This window comes from Sinorhizobium sp. 6-70 (assembly GCF_030124375.1).
In the GTDB taxonomy this organism is placed as follows: domain Bacteria; phylum Pseudomonadota; class Alphaproteobacteria; order Rhizobiales; family Rhizobiaceae; genus Sinorhizobium.
On the sequence record NZ_JASKLS010000003.1, the window covers coordinates 410,313 to 429,143 of the forward strand.

The following is an 18,831-nucleotide window of genomic DNA, read 5'->3' on the forward strand; positions in this document are numbered from 1 at the left end:
CGGGCGGAAAACCGCGCACACTTTTCCTCATCCCGCTCTATCGAATTTTCAAGCTTCAACTGGGAGGAAAATCAATGAAATGGCATTCAATTCGCATGGCCGCTTGCGCGACTGCGGCTTTGCTTACGATCTCGACGGCCGCCGCTTGGGCGCAGGAAGGCAAGGAGTTCTTCAACGGCAAGACGGTCAACTACATCGTCGCGACCGGCCCTGGCGGCGGCTACGACACCAATGGTCGTCTCGTGGCGCAGTTCATGCAGAAGTACCTGCCGGGGTCGACCTTCGTCGTCCAGAACATGCCCGGCGCCGGCCACCTCATTGGAGCGAACTATATTTACGCTTCCGAGCCGGATGGGCTGACTTTCGGTACCTTCAACACCGGGCTCATCTACGGCCAGCTCGGCGGTGACCCCGGCATCAAGTTCGACCTCGCGGACATGTCCTGGATCGGAAAGGTCGCCTCCGACCCGCGCGTCATCGTCGTGAGCAAGGATTCCGGCATCGAGAGCTACGAGCAGCTCAAGGCGCTGAAGGAGCCGATCCGCTTTGCTTCTGCCGGTGTTGGCAGCGCCTCGACGATCGAGACCACGATGCTGGTCAATGCGCTCCATCTGCCGATCCAGATCGTGTCCGGATACAACGGCAGCGACGACCAACTTGCCTTGCGACGGGGCGAAGTGCAGGGGATCATTGCCTCGCGTTCCTCGTTCCAACAGTTCGTGGATGAGGGCAATGGCCGCATCATCGCCCAGATCGGCGGTTCGGAGACGGACGTGCCGCAGCTCGCCTCGCTGGTCGATGATGCAGATGCCAAGAAGGTCATTGCGCTGGTAGCCTCGCAAAGCAACATTTCTCGCCTGACGGCGGGTCCGAACGGCATTCCGGAAGACCGGTTGAAGGCGCTGCGCGACGCCTATAATGCCGCCACGTCCGATCCGGAATTCCTGGAGAAAGCCAAGTCTCTCAGCCTGCCGGTGGATCCGAAGGTCGGCGACGACGTGGCAGTAACGGTCAAGGCGGCACTGGACCAGACGCCCGAGATCGTTGAGTTTCTGAAAGAGGCCCTCCTGTCGCGGAACTGAGCCTAGCGGCTTTGCGGGCGGCGGTCTTGCCGCCGCCCGTTCACCTGGCGGCGCCAGAAGTTGCGCGCCATCGACGCCTCGCGTGATGCCGGCGCCATTCCTGGAATCGGAGCCGATTCAAGGAAAAAATTTGTCGGCAATTCAAAGTGTTGCATGGCTCTTTCATGCCCGAGAAGAGGCGTGACGTATAGTGTGTCGGGAAAACGCCTTTTCCGAAAACACACTACCGATGCCGGCACAAAAGACTCATAGTTCGCGCCGAATGCGGAACGACAAAGCGAAATGAAAGTGAACCAGATGGCCAGTACAGTCGATACAACGCCGCTCAGTGGTGAACCGGTTGCGGTTCCGGATCCCGGCAACACCAAGTTCCTTGTCGACCCCTATAAGGATTGGTCCAAGGGCGAGGGAATCCCGATCCATTTCGATCTCGGGCACGATCTGCTTGCGCTCGAAACAGGGCCATGGGATCGCTACGACGCACGCGGCTGCTTCGCACATACGCATGGCATGGGCGACTTCATGGCGAACTATGTCATCGAAGTCTTGGCTGGCCGCAAGACGCGCCCCGTCAAGCACCTCTACGAAGCCTTCTTCTATGTCCTGTCAGGCTATGGTTCGACGACCGTATGGCTTCCGAACGGCGAGGTCCGCACCTTCGAGTGGGGGCCGAAGGCGCTCTTTGCGATCCCGTTGAACTGCCTCTACCAGTTCAACAACGGTTCCGGTGTCGACACGGTGCGCCTCTCCTGCACGAACAATGCCCCGCTGACCATCAATCTCTACCACAACCTCGATTTCGTCTTCGACAACGACTTCGCCTTCAAGGACCGCATCGGCCAGGCCAAGCATTTCGAAGGCGAAGGCGCACTTTATTCCTATGGCTTGGAATCGGCGCGCAAGGTGCAGAACATCTGGGAAACCAACTTCGTCCACGATCTGACGAGCTTCAAGCTCTATGAATTCGAGGGACGCGGCAAGGGATCGCTCAACGTCAATTTCGTGCTGGCTGACGGAACGATGCATTCCCACGTTTCGCAGATGCCGGTCGGCCGCTACAAGAAGGCCCACCGCCACGCCGCCGGAACGCACGTGCACGCCGTCGACGGCGAGGGATACTCGCTGATGTGGTACGAGGGAGACTCCGAGTTCAAGGAAATTCCGTGGCGCCACGGCTTCATGTATACGCCGCCGTTCTGGATGTACCATCAGCATTTCAACACCTGCGATCAGCCGGCGCGCTACGTCGCCTGCAGCCTCGGCAGCCGGCGCTACCCGTTCATCTCGCTGCGCCGCAAGAGTGCGGAAGGCGGCGGTGCGACTTCGGTCAAGGACGGCGGACGGCAGATCGAATACGAGGATCAGGATCCGCGCGTACACCGCAAGTTCCTCGAGGAGTTGCAGAAGACCGGTGTGCCGTCGGCGATGGGCGACATCTTCGATGAGCCGGCGATCATGGCCCTGCCGAAGGAAAGCCTGACGGGCGTCATCCAGACGCCGATCCTTGCCGGTCCGGCGACGTAAGGCGCGGCAGGCGGGACCAGCCGGGCAGGAGGCCCGGCTTCACTGCATGATTCCTTAAATCGGAACCGCCTTAAGGACAAAATCATGCAGCAGTTCATGGTGCTACAGCGTCTTTGCGCGTTCGATGTGCGCGGCGCTGTAGCGGAAGGAGGAGTTGCGTGCACGATCTCGATTTCGACCACGAGCATGACAATCTGTCTGACAGCGAACGTCAGCAGATCGCGGACTGGCTGTGGAAACAGGAAACCGTCGATCTGTTGACGGTCGGCATCGATATCGGCAGCTCCACGTCTCACCTCTTGTTTGCGAATGTCGTCCTGCGGCGGGAGACGGACGATCTTTCCAGCCGTTTCGTCGTCGTCGATCGGCGCGTGGTCTGGCGCTCGCCGATCCTGCTGACGCCGTTTTTGCCGGACGGGACGATCGATGCGCACGAGTTGAGGCACTTCTTTCAGCACTGCTATCACGACGCGGGTTACAAGCGCAGCCACATTGACACCGGCGCCGTCATTCTGACCGGCGAGGCGATCAAGCGAAAGAACGCGCGGGCGATTGACGAGATCTTTGCAAACGAATCCGGACGCTTCGTCTGTGCGACCGCCGGCCACAAGCTCGAATGCATGCTCGCGGCCCATGGTTCGGGCGCAACCGCTCTCTCGAAGAAAAGGGACGCCTGCGGCCTGCATGTCGATATCGGTGGCGGCACGACAAAGCTTGCCTTGATCGACAAGGGAGAAATCATAAGCGTTGCCGCCTTTGCCGTTGGCGGACGGCTGCTGGCGCAGGATGCCCAAGGCACCTGGTCGCGCATTGACGATTCGGCCCGGATCGTTGCCGACGAACTCGGGCTCGGCACGGATCCCGCGACGATTGCCAACCCCGAGAACCGCCGCGCCATTGCAAAGCGCCTGGCCGCGATCGCAGTCGATGAAATTCTCGGCGAGCCGCTCGACGCGCTCGGCCAGCGCCTCCTGCTGACGGAACCTCTCGAACGCCCGGTCCAGCCCACTTACATCACCTTTTCCGGTGGCGTCTCGGAATACATTTTCGACTACGAGCCGAATGATCATGGCGATATAGCGCGGGATCTCGCCGACGAGATCGTGGCGCAGTTGAAGCCGCGCATCGAGATACCGATCGTCGATGCCGGGCAGCGCATCCGGGCGACCGTCATCGGCGCCTCGCAGTTCACCGTGCAGGTGAGCGGCAAGACGCTCTATATGAACGGCGCCGACGCTTTGCCGAAACACAATATCCCTGTGGTCCATCTAGGAAAGGCGCTTTCCGAAGAGCTCGATCCGGAGGAAATCGCCGCTGCATTCCGTGAGAGCGCTGCCAGGCAGGATCACGATGTTTCGGCGATGACGGCCCTTGCTTTTTCCTGGACCGGGTCGCCGGACTACCCGCGCCTGCTCGCCATGGCCAAAGCGATCAAGATGGTTGCCGCGCCAGAGGGCGAGCGCAAGGAGTTGTTGGTGCTGATGATCGATGGCGACGTTGGTCAGACGATAGGCCGGATTCTCGATCGGGAGCTCGGCGTCCGGTCACACCTGATTTCCATCGACGGCGTGCGGCTCAAGGATCTGGATTTCGTCGATCTCGGCGAGTTTATGAACCCGCCGGGGGTTATTCCCGTTGTTATCAAGTCGCTGCTCTTTTCTTGAATTGTCCCCGGCGCAGAGTTGTGCCAAGACGCCGGAGATGATCAAGTCTTCCGACATGCCGAGATCGAGCTTTGACGGGCTCGATCTCAACGACATCGTGATCTTCACGCGCGTGGTGCAGCATGGCAGCTTCACCACCGCCGCAAAGATCTTTGGGAAGTCGCCGTCCTATATGAGCAAGCACGTCTCCCAACTCGAGGAGGCGCTGAAGCTCACCCTGCTTAACCGCTCGACCCATGCCGTCTTCCTGACCGATGCGGGGAGTGTCTTCTTCGACCATTGCACGCGCATCCTTGCCGAGATCGACGCCGCGAAGGCGGATGCGAGCGGGCTCAGCAGCGAATTGATCGGCACGCTGCGGGTTCACAGCACGCCGGGCGTCGGCCAGGCGCTCGTCGCACCGGCAATCGTCGATTTCAACGCGCGATATCCTTCGATCAAGGTCGAGCTCACCGTCAGCGCCTACTCGGTGAATCTCATGGAACGCGGCGTGGACGTCGTGATCGGCAGCCGCGATTTCGATGACGACGAATCCTTTCACACCGGTCTTTTCGAGCGCAAGCTCGGTCCCGCGGCCTATGTCATTTGCGCCGCGCCTTCCTACTTCTCCGAGCGGCCGAGACCGCACAAGCCGGCCGACCTTCGAGAACACAACTGCCTGATCCATACGACGCAGAAGCCCGATCCGCGTACCTGGAGCGCACGCTTCGACGACGAGGAGATCACCGTGCAGGTGGACGGCACATTTCATTCGAATTTCGAGAGCGCGATCGTCCTTGCGGCTCTCCAGGGGGCCGGCATTGCCCGGCTTCCGCTTTACAGCGTGGTCGAGGAAATCCGGGCCGGAAGACTTCTTTCCGTATTCGACGGCGAGATCGTCTCGCGCCGCGTGATCAAGGCGTTTTATCCGCGCAGCCGTTTTGTCCCGAAGAAGCTTCGGGCTTTCCTGGCGATCCTGGAGGCGCGGCTGAAGGACGCGATGCGGCCGGGCGCGGAATGATCCCGGGACTTAAGCGATAGGGGGTTACCTTGGCTAAGAAGAAACCGACTGTCCTGATGATCATGGACGGATGGGGCTGGCGCGAAGAAGCGGAGGGCAATGCCGTCCTGCTCGCGAACACGCCGAACTTCGATCGTTTGTGGGCGACCTGTCCGCATGCGTTTCTCACGACGCATGGCCCCGCTGTCGGCTTGCCCGAGGGGCAGATGGGCAATTCCGAAGTGGGACATCTGAACATCGGAGCGGGGCGCATCGTGATGCAGGAGCTGCCGCGCATCGATGCCGCGATCGCAGACGGCACCCTGCGCGATCTGCTCGCCGAAAGCGGGCTGCCGGATGCGCTCAGGCGGACGGGGGGCGCATGCCATATCCTCGGCCTCGTGTCTCCAGGCGGCGTGCATTCCCACATGGACCATGTCGCGGCGGCCGCCCGGGAGCTCGCGAGCCTCGGCGTGCGCCCGGTTATTCATGCCTTTACCGACGGCCGTGATACGCAACCGGGGCAGGCGGCGCCGTATCTCCGCCAACTCGCTTGGAAGCTTCCGGACAGTGCTGTCGTTGCCACGGTCAGCGGCCGCTTCTTTGCAATGGACAGGGACAGCCGCTGGGATCGGGTCAGGCTCGCCTACGAGGCGATCGCTCTAGGCAAGGGGGTGCGTGCCGGCACGGCAGAGCAGGCGATCGCGCTTGCCGCGGCCGAGGAAAAGACGGACGAATTCATTCCGCCGAGCGTCGTCGGCGATTATGCCGGCATTCGCGACGGCGACGCGGTTCTTTGTGCGAATTTCCGATCGGATCGCGTGCGTGAGATTCTTGCGGCCCTGACGCTTCCCGATTTTGATGGCTTTGATCGGGGCAGGAGGCCGGATCTGTCGATCTCCGTCGGAATGGTCTCGTACGGATCAGAACTCGACGCCTCTATGGGGACGCTGTTTCCACCGCAACGCCTCGACGAGGGATTGAGCGAGACTGTCGCGAAAGCGGGGAAGACGCAAATCCATCTCGCCGAAACGGAAAAATACCCTCACGTCACGTATTTTCTGAACGGTGGGCGCGAGGCTCCGCATGAAGGGGAGGAGCGGACGCTCGTACCTTCGCCCAAGGTGGCCACCTACGACCTGCAGCCCACCATGTCGGCCCCGGAACTGACGACGAAGGTCGTTGCCGCGATCGAGAGCGGGGACTACGACCTGGTGGTCGTCAACTTCGCCAATCCCGATATGGTTGGTCATACCGGCAAGCTCGATGCGGCCATTCTCGCCGTGGAGATGGTCGACGGCGCGCTCGGCGAAATCGACGCGACCGTTGCGCGCGCGGGCGGGTCGATGCTGGTCATCGCCGATCACGGCAACTGCGAGATGATGATTGATCCCGAAAACGGGGAGCCGCACACGGCTCATACCACTAATCCGGTGCCGGTCCTGCTATCTGGTTCGTCAAGTGACGTGCGCCTGCGCGATGGTATTCTCGCCGACGTCGCCCCCACCACTTTGACGCTTATGGGGATCCGGCAGCCAGAGGCCATGACGGGCAGAGCGCTTTTTTCGGATCGATGATCTCCCGCGGAAAAGACGTGGCGGCGCAGCAGTGAATTCCGCGCCGGCGCATCGGCGGATTTGCGCTAGATCATTTCATTGTTTCATTGAAACGCTGAAATGATCTAACTCGTTCAAACTACGCAATTCCGGACCGAAAACCGTTACACACATTTCCTGGAATTGCGCTAGGAGGATAATACCAGTATAGCTCCAGCTGGCGTTTGTGGATGAAATCCGCAGGCGGTTCAATTTGCATGGAGCGGCAATGGAAACCGATATCTTCATCGAACTGGTCGGCAGGGAACTTACCGGCGCGGCTCCCGGTTCGCCGCTCTACAAGCGACTGAAGTCGGCGATCGAGGCCGCAATCCGCTCCAACGCTTTGAGAGCGGGTGCAGCCCTACCGGGCGAGCGCGTTATTGCCGATGCATTTTCGCTCTCCCGCGTGACCGTGCGAAAAGCGCTCGCCTTGCTTGAAGAGGAGGGATTGCTCAATCGCCGGCATGGCTTCCGCACGGAAGTTGGGTCGCGCGTTGAAAAATCCCTGTCGACGCTGACGAGCTTTTCCGAGGACATACGCGCACGCGGACTGACGCCCGGATGTATCTGGCTTTCCAAGCAGATAAGCCGGCCTTCGCCGGCCGAGATGATGGCATTGGGTGTTGCCGGAAACACCAATGTCGTTCGCATGAAACGGGTTCGAACCGCCGATTCCGCGCCGATCGCAGTCGAGATTTCCGCGGTACCGGCTCGCTTCTTGCCGTCTCCGGATCTCGTCGGCGATTCCCTCTACGAGGCATTGGAGGCGCGTGGCTTTCTGCCTCAGCGCGCGATCCAGAGAATGCGATCGAGAGCAGCTAGCGAGGAGGATGCCCAGCACCTCAATTGCGACCCCGGCGCGCCGCTGCTGATCACCGAGCGGCGCTGTTTTCTCGGTGATGGTCAGATCGTCGAATACTGCGAGACGCGCTACAAGGGCGATGTCTACGATTTCGTGTTCGAGCTGCAACGATGATACCAGTCATAAACTGGTTGTATTCTGGTATTTTCTATCTATCGTGATGCCGGAGAGGGAGTGTCACGATTGCAGCGCGCAGACATAAGGAACGGCCTGATCGTCTCATGCCAGCCGGTTCCGGCCGGCCCGATGGACAACGCCGAATTCGTGAAGGGGTTTGCCAAGGCGGCGATCGATGCCGGCGCTCGGGCGCTGCGGATTGAATCCGTCGCCTATGTCAGGGCTGTACGTTCCGCCGTCACAGTGCCGATCATCGGTATCGTCAAACGCGATCTTTCCGACAGCCCGGTGCGCATCACGCCCTATGTCTCCGATGCCGAGGCTCTTGCGGATGCCGGTGCGGACGTCGTTGCTTTCGATGCAACAGACCGGGTGCGCCCGGCCGGTATCGAGGCGCTCGTGCGGGCCGTAAAGGCGAAGGGCAAGCTGACGATGGCCGATTGCTCCTCGCTGGAGGATGCCGCGCACGCGCTCGCCGCCGGGGTGGACTTTGTCGGCACGACGCTCTCGGGATATGTGGGCGGCCCCGAACCGGTCGATCCGGACATAGATCTCATTGCGGCGATGCGGAGGCTCACTCCTTACGTCATTGCCGAGGGACGCATCCGCTCGCCGGAACAGGCGGCCGCCGCCGTCAAAGCCGGCGCCTACGCCGTCGTGGTGGGGTCGGCTATCACCCGCACGGAGCACGTAACGGCGTGGTTTCATGAAGCCTTGGCGAAAGCCTACACCAGGCAGGATGGAAGGTCGGCGGAATCCGTGCTCGCGGTCGACATCGGCGGCACCAAGACGATGGCGGCGCTGGTCAAAGGCGCCGTTATTGCCGATGAGATTCTCGTTCCGACGGCACGCGAGGCGGGGCCCGACGCATGGCTCGAAGCCGTTGCCGAGCGTACCGCGCAATGGCGCGGCCGTTATGCCCGTATCGGCTTTGCGGTCACCGGTCTCGTTCAGGACGGGCGTTGGTCGGCGCTCAATCCGGCGACACTCGGCATTCCCCACGGCTATTCGCTGGTCGAGAGGGCGACACGTCTGTTCGGCAAGCCGGTCTTCGCCATGAACGACGCGCAGGCAGCCGCCTGGGGCGAATATAAATTCGGCGCCGGCTCCGGTGAAAACCTCGTCTTTCTGACCATCTCGACTGGGATTGGCGGCGGGATCGTCATCAACGGACGGCCGCTGCCGGGGCTTGCAGGTCATTTCGGTCTCATTCGCGGCCCGTCCCAGGGCCGGTCTCCCTTGGAGGACGAGACGTCCGGGCGGTGGATTACAGTGGAGGCGCTGAAGGCCGGCCACGAAGCGGAAGCCGCCAAGGTTTTCGAAAGTGCGAGGCAGGGCGCGCCATGGGCGCGGGCGATCGTTTCGCAATCTGCGCTGCGCGCGGCAACGCTCTGTCGCGACATTCAATTGATGCTCGATCCGAACCAGATCGTCATCGGTGGCGGCATCGGCCTTGCTGCCGGCTACATCGATGAGATGCGCGAACATCTGAAGGACGTTGCGCCGCGTCTCGCCCCACGTCTCGTCGCGGCCAAGCTCGGCAGCCGCGCCGGCATCATCGGCGTCGCCGACCTCGCGGGAGAGGGCGGGTAGCGACGCTGCTTCGCATGCATTCGAACCGTCAAAAGACTAAGAAAGGGAACAACGATGAAACTGAACAGGACGTCTTTTTCGGCTGCGGCCATTCTTCTCGCAAGCGTTGCCCTGCCGGGCATTTCCCATGCAACCGTCACAGTCCTTGGTTGGCCGGGCGGTTCGGAGGAGACCGCCTTGCGTGCGACCGTCGAGGCCTATAACGCCCAGTCGGGCATTGCCGACGCAGACAAGGTCGAGCTGCTCTTCTTCAACCGCGACGGTTTCTACGACAAATTGCAGGCGGACATGGCGGCCGGCTCCAACGCCTTCGATGTCAATCTCGTCGCGACCTATTCGATCGGCCGCTACGCGCCTTACATGGAACCGGTCGATCTCGGCGCCGATGCTGGCAAGGTGTTCGGCGAGTCCGTCCTGAAGACGATGCAGTTCGACGGCAAACAGTATGGTGTGCCGACCGACCTGTCTCTGCATTTCATGTATTACCGCAAGGACCTCGTCGACGCGCTGATGCAGGACGATGCCGCCAAGAAGAAATATGCGGAAATCGCCAAGGAGCATCTCGGCAAGGATCTGCAGCCGAAGGATCCGGACAGCTGGACCTGGGACGATTGGGCGGCGACGACGCTTTATTTCAGCAAGCAGGTGAATTCCGACAGCCCGGTGCGCTACGGCACGGTGCTGCAGATGAAGAACCTGCTTTTCAACATGATGGTCTTCCAGTCGCTGCCGCGTTCCTACGGTGCGGACTGGACGGACAAGGACGGCAACGTCACGGTCGATTCCGACGCCTACAAGACCGGGCTGGAGCTTTACAGGAAGCTCTACGACGCCGGTGCCTCGCCGAAAGATTCGCTCAGCTACGAATATGCGGAGACAAACGCGGCCTTTGGCGCCGGCCAGGCGGCGACAGCGCTGCAATGGAACGCCGCGGCCGCTGATTTGACCAATGCGGAGAAGACCCCTGCGGTTGCTGCTGTCACCGGCATCGTCGCGCCTCCGGCAGGCCCGAATGGCCGCGCCGACCATATCCACGGCCTCGGTCTCGGCCTTAACAAGAATGCCAAGAACAAGGAAGGTGCCGTCAAGTTCCTGAAATGGCTGGCCACCGAAGATGCCGCTCTGCTTTATGCCCGCAGCGGCGGTTCGCCCGCGCTTGCCCCCGACGTTGCGGCCAAGGTTTCAAACGAGCGACCGGACCTCGTCAAGCTCGGGGAATTCGCCAGCCAATACGGCTACGTGATGAACGGCGCCACCTCGGCAAACGCGCTTTCGATCTACGAACTGCAGGCAAAGGAATTCACCGGCTACTGGGCTGGTCAGCAAAGTCTGGAAGATGCGCTGGCGCACACCAAGACCGGCATGCAGGATCTGCTGAAGAAATAATTTGAGCCGGACGCTGGGCAACAGCGTGGCGTCCGGCGCATCTGGCGGATGGAAATGGCTATCGTAAACCGCGCCGAAGGCAGAGCCTATCTCACACCGCTCGTGGGTTTCCTACTGTTTTTTCTGGGTTTTCCTGCGGCGGTCAATCTCGTCTATTCGATCTCGACGGTCTCATTCGAGACATTGCGCAGTCCGAGCCTCACCGGCTTCGGCAATTACGCCGCGGTGCTTGCCGACCGCGAATTCTGGGGCGCCGTCTCCTTTTCCATGCGCTTCGGTGTTCTGACGGCTCTCGCAGAGTGCTTGATCGGACTCTTTCTTGCGGTCTTCCTCACGCCGCTGCTGGCGAGGCGTTCCTACCTGATGGCGCCGTTGATGCTGCCGCTGATGGTGGCCCCGGCGATGATCGGCCTCATGTACCGGCTCGTCCTGCACGAGTTCGCTGGCCCGGTGCCCTATTATCTGTTCGAATGGTTCGGTGACAGCCCGGCCTTCCTCGACGTCGACAACGCCTTCCGCACGCTGCTCGTTGTCGAAATCCTGCAGTGGACGCCATTCGCCTTCCTGCTCTTTTACATGGCCTATGCGGCGATACCGCTCGAGGTACGCGAGGCCGCCTCGCTCGATGGCGCGTCGGCCCTGAAGGCGCTCTGGTGGATCGAATTGCCGCTGATGCTGCCGACGCTGGTGATTGCCTTCTTCATCCGCTTCATCGATGGCTTCCGTGTCTTCGACAACGTCTATGCACTCACCGGCAGCGGGGCGGGCGGATCGACGACGTCGCTCTCGATCTACATCTACCAGGCCTTCTTCAAGGGCGGGGCGATCGGCAAGGCTGTTGCGGCATCCGTCGTCCTTTTCCTGGCGTCGCTCGCCGTGCTTTACGGCCTCAACTGGATAACCGGCCGCGGGAGGCGCTGATCGATGCTCAACCTGCTGCGCTGGCTTGTCTTCTCGATCGCCGTGCTCGCGATGAACTTTCCCGTCATTGTCACGGTGATCACGTCCCTCAAGAGCGCGCGCGAACTGTCGTTCAATCCCGGGTTCTGGATCGGCGAACCGACGCTTGAAAATTACATGCGGGTGCTTGGCGAGACCGACCGATTCAACATCTACAGCTATCTCTTCAACAGCACCGTCGCTTCGCTGATCGGTACGGGACTGGCGATCGCGCTCGCCTTTCCGGCCGCCTACGCCATCGCCCGGAGCGAAGCGGGGAAGCGCACGCTGCTGCCGCTCATCATCAATTTGCGTGCTGTGCCGCTCATCATTTTCGCGATCCCGCTCTATATGATGTACCAGTGGTTGGGGCTGCTCGACACGCAGCTCGGCCTCGGCCTGATCCTGACGATCGTCAACACGCCGCTGGCGCTCGTCATCCTCGTCAATGCGATCTCCGACGTGCCGGCCGAGCTGGACGAGGCGGCAAAGATGGACGGCGCCAGCTCCCGGCAGGTCATGCTGATCATCATCCGTCCGGTGGTGCGCCCGGCGCTCGTCACGACCTTCATCTTCGGGTTCATCACGGCCTGGAACGAATTCCTTTTCGGCCTGATGCTGACGACGAGCCGGGCGGTGCCGATGACGGTCGGAGCGTCATTCTTCTTCGCCGCGAGCGGGGGAGGCGTGCAATGGGGCACCGCCTCAGCCGTCATGGTGCTCGGGGCACTGCCCCCCGCGTTGCTGGGCCTGTTGATGTACCGGCAGATCTCGGCGTCTTTGACCGCGGGTGCAGTGAAGGGTTAGGCCGGCGACTGCTGCTTAGATCATTTCATTGTTTCATTGAAACAGCGAAATAATCTAACTCTTTGAAACTACGCAATTCCGGACGGAAAACCGTTACACACTTTTCCTGGAATTGCTCTAGGCTCCAGACTCAATTGGTCCACCAGATGACGATAGCGGCGATGTGGACGGCGGCCTGGAAGTTTGTGGCGAGCTTGTCGTAGCGGGTGGCGATCCGCCGCCAATCCTTGAGACGGCAGAACATCCGCTCGATGACGTTGCGCTGGCGATAGGCCCTTGCATCGAAGGGATGGCGGCGCTTTCTGGTCGGGTTGTTGGGAATGACCGGAATGGTGCCGCGTCCGGTCAGATACTGGCGCAGGGCATCGCTGTCGTAGGCGGTGTCGGCAGCGAGGAAATAGGCGGGTGGCAGGTGCTGGAGCAACGGCCCGGCGGCGCGCACATCGCCCATCTGCCCCGGCGAGATCTGCAGACCGAGCGGCCGGCCGCGACCGTCTACGACGGCGTGGATTTTCGTCGTCCGGCCGCCGCGGGAGCGACCAATCGCCTGCGTCTGCGCCCCCCTTTTCCACCAGCGGCCGAGCGATGGACCTTCGCGGTGGTACTGTCGATCATCTGCATGTCGCAGGGACTGGCCGCGACCAGGGCCGAGAACAGCTTCTGCCACAGGCCGCGGCCGGCCCAACGATGAAAGCGGTTGTAAATCGTGGTTGGCGGGCCATAGACGGCCGGGCAATCCTGCCAACGGCAGCCGACACGCAACACATGGACAATGCCGCTGATGACGCGGCGGTCATCGACCCGGCGCGCACCGGGCCGGTTCTTCGGCAGCAGTGGTTCGATAACCGACCATTGCTGATCGCTCAGCCAGAATTCGCTTCCCATGCTTCAACTCCGTTATCTCGGAATAGAATCATGGAAATCAAATGCCATCAATAGGCTGATTGAGTTTTGACCCTTAGACCGGATCGGCGTCGATTGCCTTCAGCGCGGCGCGAGCCACCTCGAAATCCTGCTCGCTCGTGCCGGAACCGACGCCGATAGCGCCGGCGAGTTTGCCGCCGAAGCGAATGGGAAGGCCGCCTGCAAGATGCGTCACGCCTCCCTGCGATGCGATCCCCGCGGCAACGCCGAATTCGACCGCCATTGCGCCTGTCGGCCCGTTGATCGAGGCTGCGGTGCGGGCCTTTGCGCGAGCCGTATGCATGCTCAGGTATTTCGCGCCGTCCATGCGGATGCTGGCGATCGTCTCGCCGCTCGCATCGACGATGAAGACGCATTGCGGGACGCCCATGGTTTCCGCGTGGCGCACGGCCGTCGCCAGGGCATTGATTGCGCCTTCGTGGGCAAGACTGATTGTCTCTTTGTAATTCGCCATTGTTTTCTCCTTGTTCGCCACGAGCCTACAGGGACAAGCGAAAGTGAGAATGCTCGTGTTCGGCGAAGCACTTTCGCTGCTGGGGAACAAGTCAGAGTGTCACGGTGGCTTGGTGACCGGAGACTATGTCGCGATCGGGGAGCAGGGAGGTCGTGGTGTTACCGGGCGGGGCGACAATTTGCAGCGTTCGCCGCTCAGCCGTTGGGACGGTCGCGTCAACAGCCAGACAGGTGCTATCTATGTGTATCCTTAAGCCGGTTTAAGGATAGAAACAGTCAGCGATTCAAGGTGCTGCGTCCCTTGCACATCGGATTGGAAGCGTGGCGCTATAGGGCGAAAACGAAAGGATAGGGCCGATGACATCGACGGAACAGGATGCGCGACGCCTTGAAATGACGGTTCTGATGACGCCGGACATGGCCAACTTCAGTGGCAAAGTGCACGGCGGTGCGCTTCTGAATCTGCTCGATCGGGTAGCCTTTTCCTGTGCCTCGCGCTTTTCCAAGCAATATGCGGTGACGTTGTCCGTCGACCAGGTGATCTTCAAGGAGCCCATCCATGTGGGCGAACTGGTGACCTTCCGCGCCTCGATCAATTATGCCGGCCGGACGTCCATGGAGGTTGGCATCCGCGTGGAGGCGGAAGATATCCGTGCCGGTACCCGGCGGCATACGAACTCCTGCTATTTCACCATGGTCGCCGTGGACAGTGGGGGCCGCCCGGTGGAGGTGCCGCAGTGGTGCCCCGAGACGGCAGCGGATCAACGCCGACATCGTGCGGCCGAGTTGCGCCGGACGCTGAGGCGTGAGTTTGCCACCCGACTGGAGGCGGTTGCGAAAACCGGTCGCGACGTGGAAGGGGCAGGGGACTGAGACAATGGCACAGCAGGCGCGCGATCTCGACATGACGCTGTTTTGATGGCCGTACGAGCGGTTTTCTGTCGCGAAGGATGTTGGCTTATCTCGCAGGGACCACGGCGGCCAATTCCTACCCATAGGGGCGGCCGCGATTGACGAAATCTCGCGCGCATGAAGAGGCGGGGCCACAGGCGGGCCCCGAACCCAGGAGACCAAACGTTCTCATCCCGGCCGAAGCGGTCGGGTTGATGTAGATAAGCCAGCCATAAGCATCTGCTTTGCGGTCAGGCCAAGCGGCCAACCGCTTCAACCATCAGGCCGCAGAGCGTGGCCGGCTGGCCTCAACCGACAAATATGGCGCGCAAACGCGCGAACAGGCCTGTCTGCTTGCCGGCTATCGCCGAGCGGATGTGACGGGCCGCCGTCGCAGCGCTCACCGTAGCACCGAAGTGGCAATAGCAGATAACCCTGTGCAGTTGCTCGTCGCTCAGTTCGAAGAACCGCTTTGCTTCGCCATAAGTGTCATTTTCCATTCCGGCCGCGCGCAGGACGGGGTCCTTGAATGCGACCGAGATCGGCGAGTCGTCGCCGCGCATGGTCGCACGCACTCTGGCCGGCTGATACTCGGTCTCGTGCAGCGTCGAAAGGTGTCTGTGCGGGATTTGTTCGAGGAGTTCCGCCCAGCGTTCCAGACGCTCTGCGCGCGTTGTAAGCCGGCGCGGGAAGTCCTGTTTGACCTCTGCGACGATCTGCAGTTGCTCGAGTGCATGGTGCTTCATTTTGGCCTCCATTCAGACGATAGTTGCTCCGCCCCAGTTCCGAATTCAGCCCGCTATAAAAGTGACTCTTGCGCGTGCCGAAGTCCAATCACGATCTGTCGTGGAGGCCCGCTTTCACCAAAATGTGCAGCTTTCGCAACGGCGTGGCCTTCTTGCGGCTCTCGTTTTGCGCTTGTCCGGGGATATTTCCGACAGGCCGCAACCCCGTGCCCGGCCGCAACCGCTGCACGGGGTCGGATCTGGCGGCGTCCTAGGCGCCAAAGCCGCCGTCGATGGTATGAAGCGCTCCCGTCGTAAAGCCGGCTTCGGGGCCGGCGAGATAGGCCGCAAGACCGGCGACTTCCTCCGGGCGGCCATGGCGCTTGATCGCCATGAAGCTGTGCATGAATTCGCTCATCGGACCGTCTTCCGGGTTCATGTCGGTCGATGTCGGGCCGGGCTGGATGACGTTGACCGTTATGCCCTTGGCGCCAAAATCACGAGCAAGACCACGGGCCATGCCCTGCACGGCCGACTTGGTCAGCGCATAAGCGGCTCCGCCGGCAAAGGGCATTCGGTCACCGTTTACCGAGCCGACGATGATGATGCGCCCGCCTTCGGGCATCTGGCGCGCGGCCTCGACTGCCGCGTGATAGGGCGCGCGCACATTCACGTCGATCATCCGGTCGACAGCATTCGCATCCACTTCCAACGGATCGCCGAGCACCAGCGTTCCCGCGTTCACAACGAGCACATCAAGCGCACCTTGGTCGTTCACGACCTTGATGACAGCATCCCGGTCCGAGGCATCGGATTGGATCGCAGTCGAGCCCGTTTCCAAGGCCAGCGCTTTTGCCGTCTCGGTTGCCCCGGCATAGGTGAAGGCAACGGTCGCGCCTTCATTGGCGAAGCGCCGGACAATTGCCGCACCGATCCCACGGCTGCCGCCGATGACGAAGACCTTCTTTCCGCTGAAATTTGCCATTGCTCTCTCCTTGAGAAAAAATGTAGTAATCGCTACATAATATAAGCAAGAGGCGAGCGCAAGGATTTTTGTAGTGAGCGATACAAAAAATGCGAAACCGCGCGGTCGGCCCCGCGCCTTTGACGCCGACGAAGCCGTCGGCAAGGCGCAGGCGCTGTTCCATCAACGGGGGTACGACGCCGTCAGCCTCGCGGACTTGACGGGGGCGCTCGGAATCAATCCGCCGAGCTTCTATGCCGCGTTCGGCAGCAAGGCGGATCTCTATGGGCGTGCGCTGGAGCGCTACGCGAAGACGGAGGGCCTGGACTTCGAGCGCCTGCTCACGCCGGAAAAGGCGTTTGACGAAGCGCTGGCGGCGCTGTTCGAGGCCGCAGCGGTGGCCTATACGGCAGATCCTGGCGCCACCGGCTGTCTGGTGATCGAAGGCGCGCGCGGCGGAACGGATGCCATCGCCTGCGATAAGGCAAAGACGCTCTGGCGTCAGAGCCGTCAGCGGGTGCGCGATGCGATCGCCCGCCGCGAGACCGGCCACGCGGACGAGATCGCTGATTATGTGCTGGCGGTGCTGGCCGGCATCTCGGCAAGTGCGCGTGACGGTCTCGACGTTGACCGCCTGCGCGCGATCGGGCGCAGGGCGTCGCTGGCCTTTAGGCACGACGGGACATAGGCACTTCGCCGTCAGTCGTGCTCGACCTGCATCGCGGTGATCAAGCGCTCGCCGAGCTCGCGGGCAACGAGGTTGAGAAGGCCTGCTACTTTGTTGACAGACCGGCGCCGCTGTCCGATACAGTGCCGACATTCCGAGGGGAGCACCGGACGGTGCTGAGACGGCGGTGAGCCGGACCCTTGAACCTGATCCGGGTCATGCCGGCGTAGGAACGGGAACGGCACCCTTGAAGGCGCTCTCGCCACTTCTTCGCGATTTCCTGGATCTCGGTGATGTTCCAATCTGGAGACCGACAATGATGCGCTATCTTTCGTTTCTGCCTGTTGTCGAGGTGCAAGTCCGATGACGGCGATCGCGCTGACCATAGCCGGTTCTGATTCCGGCGGCGGGGCAGGCATTCAGGCTGACCTCAAGACTTTCTCCGCGCTCGGTGTCTATGGCGCTAGCGTCATCACCGCCGTGACGGCTCAAAATACGAAGGGCGTAACCGCCGTCGCCGACCTTTCACCGGAAATCGTCACGGCACAGATCAACGCGGTCTTTTCCGATCTCGACGTCGCCGCCGTCAAGATCGGCATGGTCTCGCGCGAGGAGACGATAGCCGCCATCGCCGGCGGGCTGCGCCGCTTCGGCAAGCAGGCAGTTATCGATCCGGTCATGGTGGCGACCTCCGGCGACCGGCTGCTGCGGCCGGATGCGGTGGCAGCGCTGACAGAGGACCTCTTGCCGCTGGCGCTGGTGGCTACTCCGAACCTGCCGGAAGCCGCATTGCTGACAGGCCGTTCGATCGCCGAGGATGAAACGGAGATGGCGCGGCAGGCCGAAGTCATTCTCAAGACCGGTGCCCGTTCGGTGCTGCTCAAGGGCGGCCATCGGAAGGGCAGCGAGGCAACCGACCTCTTCTTTGACGGCACGACGCTTATCCGCCTCCCCGCGGCCAGGATCGAGACGAGCAACGATCACGGCACGGGCTGTACGCTTTCGGCGGCCGTCGCTGCCGGCCTCGCGCTCGGACGGCCGTTGATTGACGCGGTGCGCGAGGCGAAGGCCTACCTGCATGCTGCGCTTTCCGCAGCGAATGCCCTGTCTGTGGGCGAAGGACGTGGGCCTGTGCACCACTTCCACCGCTGGTGGTGATGTGGGAATGGCGGGGCGTCATCGACACCGCATCCCAACGCACTGTGTCTCACTGTCGGCTGCGAGCCGCCGCCTCGGTGTCGCCACTGTTGCGACGCAACATGCTTTCGTCCATGCTTCTTGGACTGCTGCATGTTTCTTCAAATCGTAGCCGATTTAAGGAAACATGCAGCAGTCCAAAGTGCTACAGCGGCCTTCGCGCATCTTAGGGACGCGCGGCGCTGTATTCGGTTCCACGAAGGCAGCGATATATGCAGTTCCTTGCTCGTCGTTTGGAAGCTTTCAACCGAGACGAATTGCCGGATTGGCGTCGGTCGCCGACGGTGCTGGGTCGCGCGCTGCGACTCGTTCCGAGCCTCTTGGAATTTTTCCTGTTCTATGTCCTGGCGTTCGCCATCCTCGCGGGCGTAGTGGCACTGATGGCGCTGGCCTGGATCTTCAGGGTCGATCGAAAGTCGTCGTAGGGACGTTTCGGCCAGGCGAGAAATTTCAGAGAGT

General features: G+C 61.6%; 17 protein-coding genes, 1 pseudogene and 1 riboswitch. Of the genes and pseudogenes, 14 read left to right on the forward strand and 4 right to left on the reverse strand.

The genetic code is table 11. The features are described 5' to 3' along the window. Positions 1–74 precede the first annotated feature (74 nt). From QN222_RS09065 to QN222_RS09110, 10 genes are all read left to right on the forward strand, one after another. Entirely contained in the window at positions 75–1,082 is a 1,008-nt protein-coding gene (locus QN222_RS09065; RefSeq protein WP_283964947.1) for a tripartite tricarboxylate transporter substrate binding protein, read from the forward strand. Between the two features lie 297 nt (positions 1,083–1,379). Continuing rightward, positions 1,380–2,606, forward strand: coding sequence for a hypothetical protein (locus QN222_RS09070; RefSeq protein ID WP_283964948.1), 1,227 nt, complete (start codon positions 1,380–1,382; stop codon positions 2,604–2,606). A gap of 158 nt (positions 2,607–2,764) precedes the next feature. Next, a complete protein-coding gene (locus QN222_RS09075) occupies positions 2,765–4,270 on the forward strand; it encodes an ethanolamine ammonia-lyase reactivating factor EutA (RefSeq protein ID WP_284005375.1) in 1,506 nt (501 codons plus the stop codon). Positions 4,271–4,307: 37 nt separating this feature from the next. Beyond that, on the forward strand, positions 4,308–5,270 hold the full coding sequence (locus QN222_RS09080; RefSeq protein ID WP_283964949.1) for a LysR family transcriptional regulator: 963 nt from the start codon (positions 4,308–4,310) through the stop codon (positions 5,268–5,270). A 29-nt stretch (positions 5,271–5,299) separates the two neighbouring features. Then, on the forward strand, positions 5,300–6,826 hold the full coding sequence (gpmI, locus tag QN222_RS09085; RefSeq protein ID WP_283964950.1) for a 2,3-bisphosphoglycerate-independent phosphoglycerate mutase: 1,527 nt from the start codon (positions 5,300–5,302) through the stop codon (positions 6,824–6,826). A gap of 247 nt (positions 6,827–7,073) precedes the next feature. Beyond that, entirely contained in the window at positions 7,074–7,823 is a 750-nt protein-coding gene (locus QN222_RS09090; RefSeq protein WP_283964951.1) for a GntR family transcriptional regulator, read from the forward strand. Positions 7,824–7,892: 69 nt separating this feature from the next. Further along, positions 7,893–9,419, forward strand: a complete 1,527-nt coding sequence (locus tag QN222_RS09095) for a putative N-acetylmannosamine-6-phosphate 2-epimerase (protein WP_283964953.1) — start codon at positions 7,893–7,895, stop codon at positions 9,417–9,419. A 54-nt stretch (positions 9,420–9,473) separates the two neighbouring features. Next, on the forward strand, positions 9,474–10,805 hold the full coding sequence (locus QN222_RS09100; RefSeq protein WP_283964952.1) for an extracellular solute-binding protein: 1,332 nt from the start codon (positions 9,474–9,476) through the stop codon (positions 10,803–10,805). 54 nt (positions 10,806–10,859) lie between these two features. Beyond that, complete coding sequence (locus tag QN222_RS09105; RefSeq protein WP_284005376.1) at positions 10,860–11,726, forward strand: sugar ABC transporter permease; 867 nt, start codon at positions 10,860–10,862, stop codon at positions 11,724–11,726. Positions 11,727–11,729: 3 nt separating this feature from the next. Next, positions 11,730–12,551, forward strand: a complete 822-nt coding sequence (locus tag QN222_RS09110) for a carbohydrate ABC transporter permease (protein WP_283963790.1) — start codon at positions 11,730–11,732, stop codon at positions 12,549–12,551. 130 nt (positions 12,552–12,681) lie between these two features. On the opposite strand, the pseudogene QN222_RS09115 reads toward QN222_RS09110, so the two are convergent. After that, a pseudogene (locus QN222_RS09115) lies at positions 12,682–13,436 on the reverse strand (IS5 family transposase). Between the two features lie 73 nt (positions 13,437–13,509). Then, entirely contained in the window at positions 13,510–13,929 is a 420-nt protein-coding gene (locus tag QN222_RS09120) for a heme-binding protein (RefSeq protein ID WP_180942449.1), read from the reverse strand. Positions 13,930–14,285: 356 nt separating this feature from the next. On the opposite strand from QN222_RS09120, the gene QN222_RS09125 reads away from it, so the two are divergent. Next, on the forward strand, positions 14,286–14,801 hold the full coding sequence (locus tag QN222_RS09125) for an acyl-CoA thioesterase (protein WP_283963792.1): 516 nt from the start codon (positions 14,286–14,288) through the stop codon (positions 14,799–14,801). 326 nt (positions 14,802–15,127) lie between these two features. On the opposite strand, the gene QN222_RS09130 is transcribed toward QN222_RS09125, so the two are convergent. Next, the gene (locus QN222_RS09130; protein ID WP_153437222.1) at positions 15,128–15,565 is read right to left on the reverse strand and encodes a hypothetical protein; all 438 of its coding nucleotides are present in this window, start codon (positions 15,563–15,565) and stop codon (positions 15,128–15,130) included. 250 nt (positions 15,566–15,815) lie between these two features. Then, entirely contained in the window at positions 15,816–16,529 is a 714-nt protein-coding gene (gene bdcA, locus QN222_RS09135; protein WP_283963793.1) for an SDR family oxidoreductase, read from the reverse strand. Between the two features lie 73 nt (positions 16,530–16,602). Between bdcA and QN222_RS09140 the strand changes: the two genes are divergently transcribed. From QN222_RS09140 to QN222_RS09150, 3 genes are all read left to right on the forward strand, one after another. Then, on the forward strand, positions 16,603–17,196 hold the full coding sequence (locus tag QN222_RS09140) for a TetR/AcrR family transcriptional regulator (RefSeq protein WP_283963794.1): 594 nt from the start codon (positions 16,603–16,605) through the stop codon (positions 17,194–17,196). Between the two features lie 126 nt (positions 17,197–17,322). Further along, a riboswitch (TPP riboswitch) is annotated at positions 17,323–17,425 on the forward strand. Between the two features lie 113 nt (positions 17,426–17,538). Then, positions 17,539–18,333 (forward strand): bifunctional hydroxymethylpyrimidine kinase/phosphomethylpyrimidine kinase, encoded by a 795-nt coding sequence (gene thiD, locus QN222_RS09145; protein WP_283963795.1) that lies wholly within the window; start codon positions 17,539–17,541, stop codon positions 18,331–18,333. Positions 18,334–18,584: 251 nt separating this feature from the next. Then, a complete protein-coding gene (locus QN222_RS09150) occupies positions 18,585–18,797 on the forward strand; it encodes a hypothetical protein (RefSeq protein WP_283963796.1) in 213 nt (70 codons plus the stop codon). Positions 18,798–18,831: the final 34 nt, after the last annotated feature.

What these genes read in the sequence shown, in the direction of transcription:
- QN222_RS09065 (WP_283964947.1), top strand. Translation starts at nt 75, where the DNA reads ATGAAATGGCATTCAATTCGCATGGCCGCTTGCGCGACTGCGGCTTTG.
- QN222_RS09070 (WP_283964948.1), top strand. Translation starts at nt 1,380, where the DNA reads ATGGCCAGTACAGTCGATACAACGCCGCTCAGTGGTGAACCGGTTGCG.
- QN222_RS09080 (WP_283964949.1), top strand. Translation starts at nt 4,308, where the DNA reads ATGATCAAGTCTTCCGACATGCCGAGATCGAGCTTTGACGGGCTCGAT.
- QN222_RS09090 (WP_283964951.1), top strand. Translation starts at nt 7,074, where the DNA reads ATGGAAACCGATATCTTCATCGAACTGGTCGGCAGGGAACTTACCGGC.
- QN222_RS09100 (WP_283964952.1), top strand. Translation starts at nt 9,474, where the DNA reads ATGAAACTGAACAGGACGTCTTTTTCGGCTGCGGCCATTCTTCTCGCA.
- QN222_RS09105 (WP_284005376.1), top strand. Translation starts at nt 10,860, where the DNA reads ATGGCTATCGTAAACCGCGCCGAAGGCAGAGCCTATCTCACACCGCTC.
- QN222_RS09110 (WP_283963790.1), top strand. Translation starts at nt 11,730, where the DNA reads ATGCTCAACCTGCTGCGCTGGCTTGTCTTCTCGATCGCCGTGCTCGCG.
- QN222_RS09120 (WP_180942449.1), bottom strand. Translation starts at nt 13,929, where the DNA reads ATGGCGAATTACAAAGAGACAATCAGTCTTGCCCACGAAGGCGCAATC.
- QN222_RS09125 (WP_283963792.1), top strand. Translation starts at nt 14,286, where the DNA reads ATGACATCGACGGAACAGGATGCGCGACGCCTTGAAATGACGGTTCTG.
- QN222_RS09130 (WP_153437222.1), bottom strand. Translation starts at nt 15,565, where the DNA reads ATGAAGCACCATGCACTCGAGCAACTGCAGATCGTCGCAGAGGTCAAA.
- bdcA (WP_283963793.1), bottom strand. Translation starts at nt 16,529, where the DNA reads ATGGCAAATTTCAGCGGAAAGAAGGTCTTCGTCATCGGCGGCAGCCGT.
- thiD (WP_283963795.1), top strand. Translation starts at nt 17,539, where the DNA reads ATGACGGCGATCGCGCTGACCATAGCCGGTTCTGATTCCGGCGGCGGG.
- QN222_RS09150 (WP_283963796.1), top strand. Translation starts at nt 18,585, where the DNA reads ATGCAGTTCCTTGCTCGTCGTTTGGAAGCTTTCAACCGAGACGAATTG.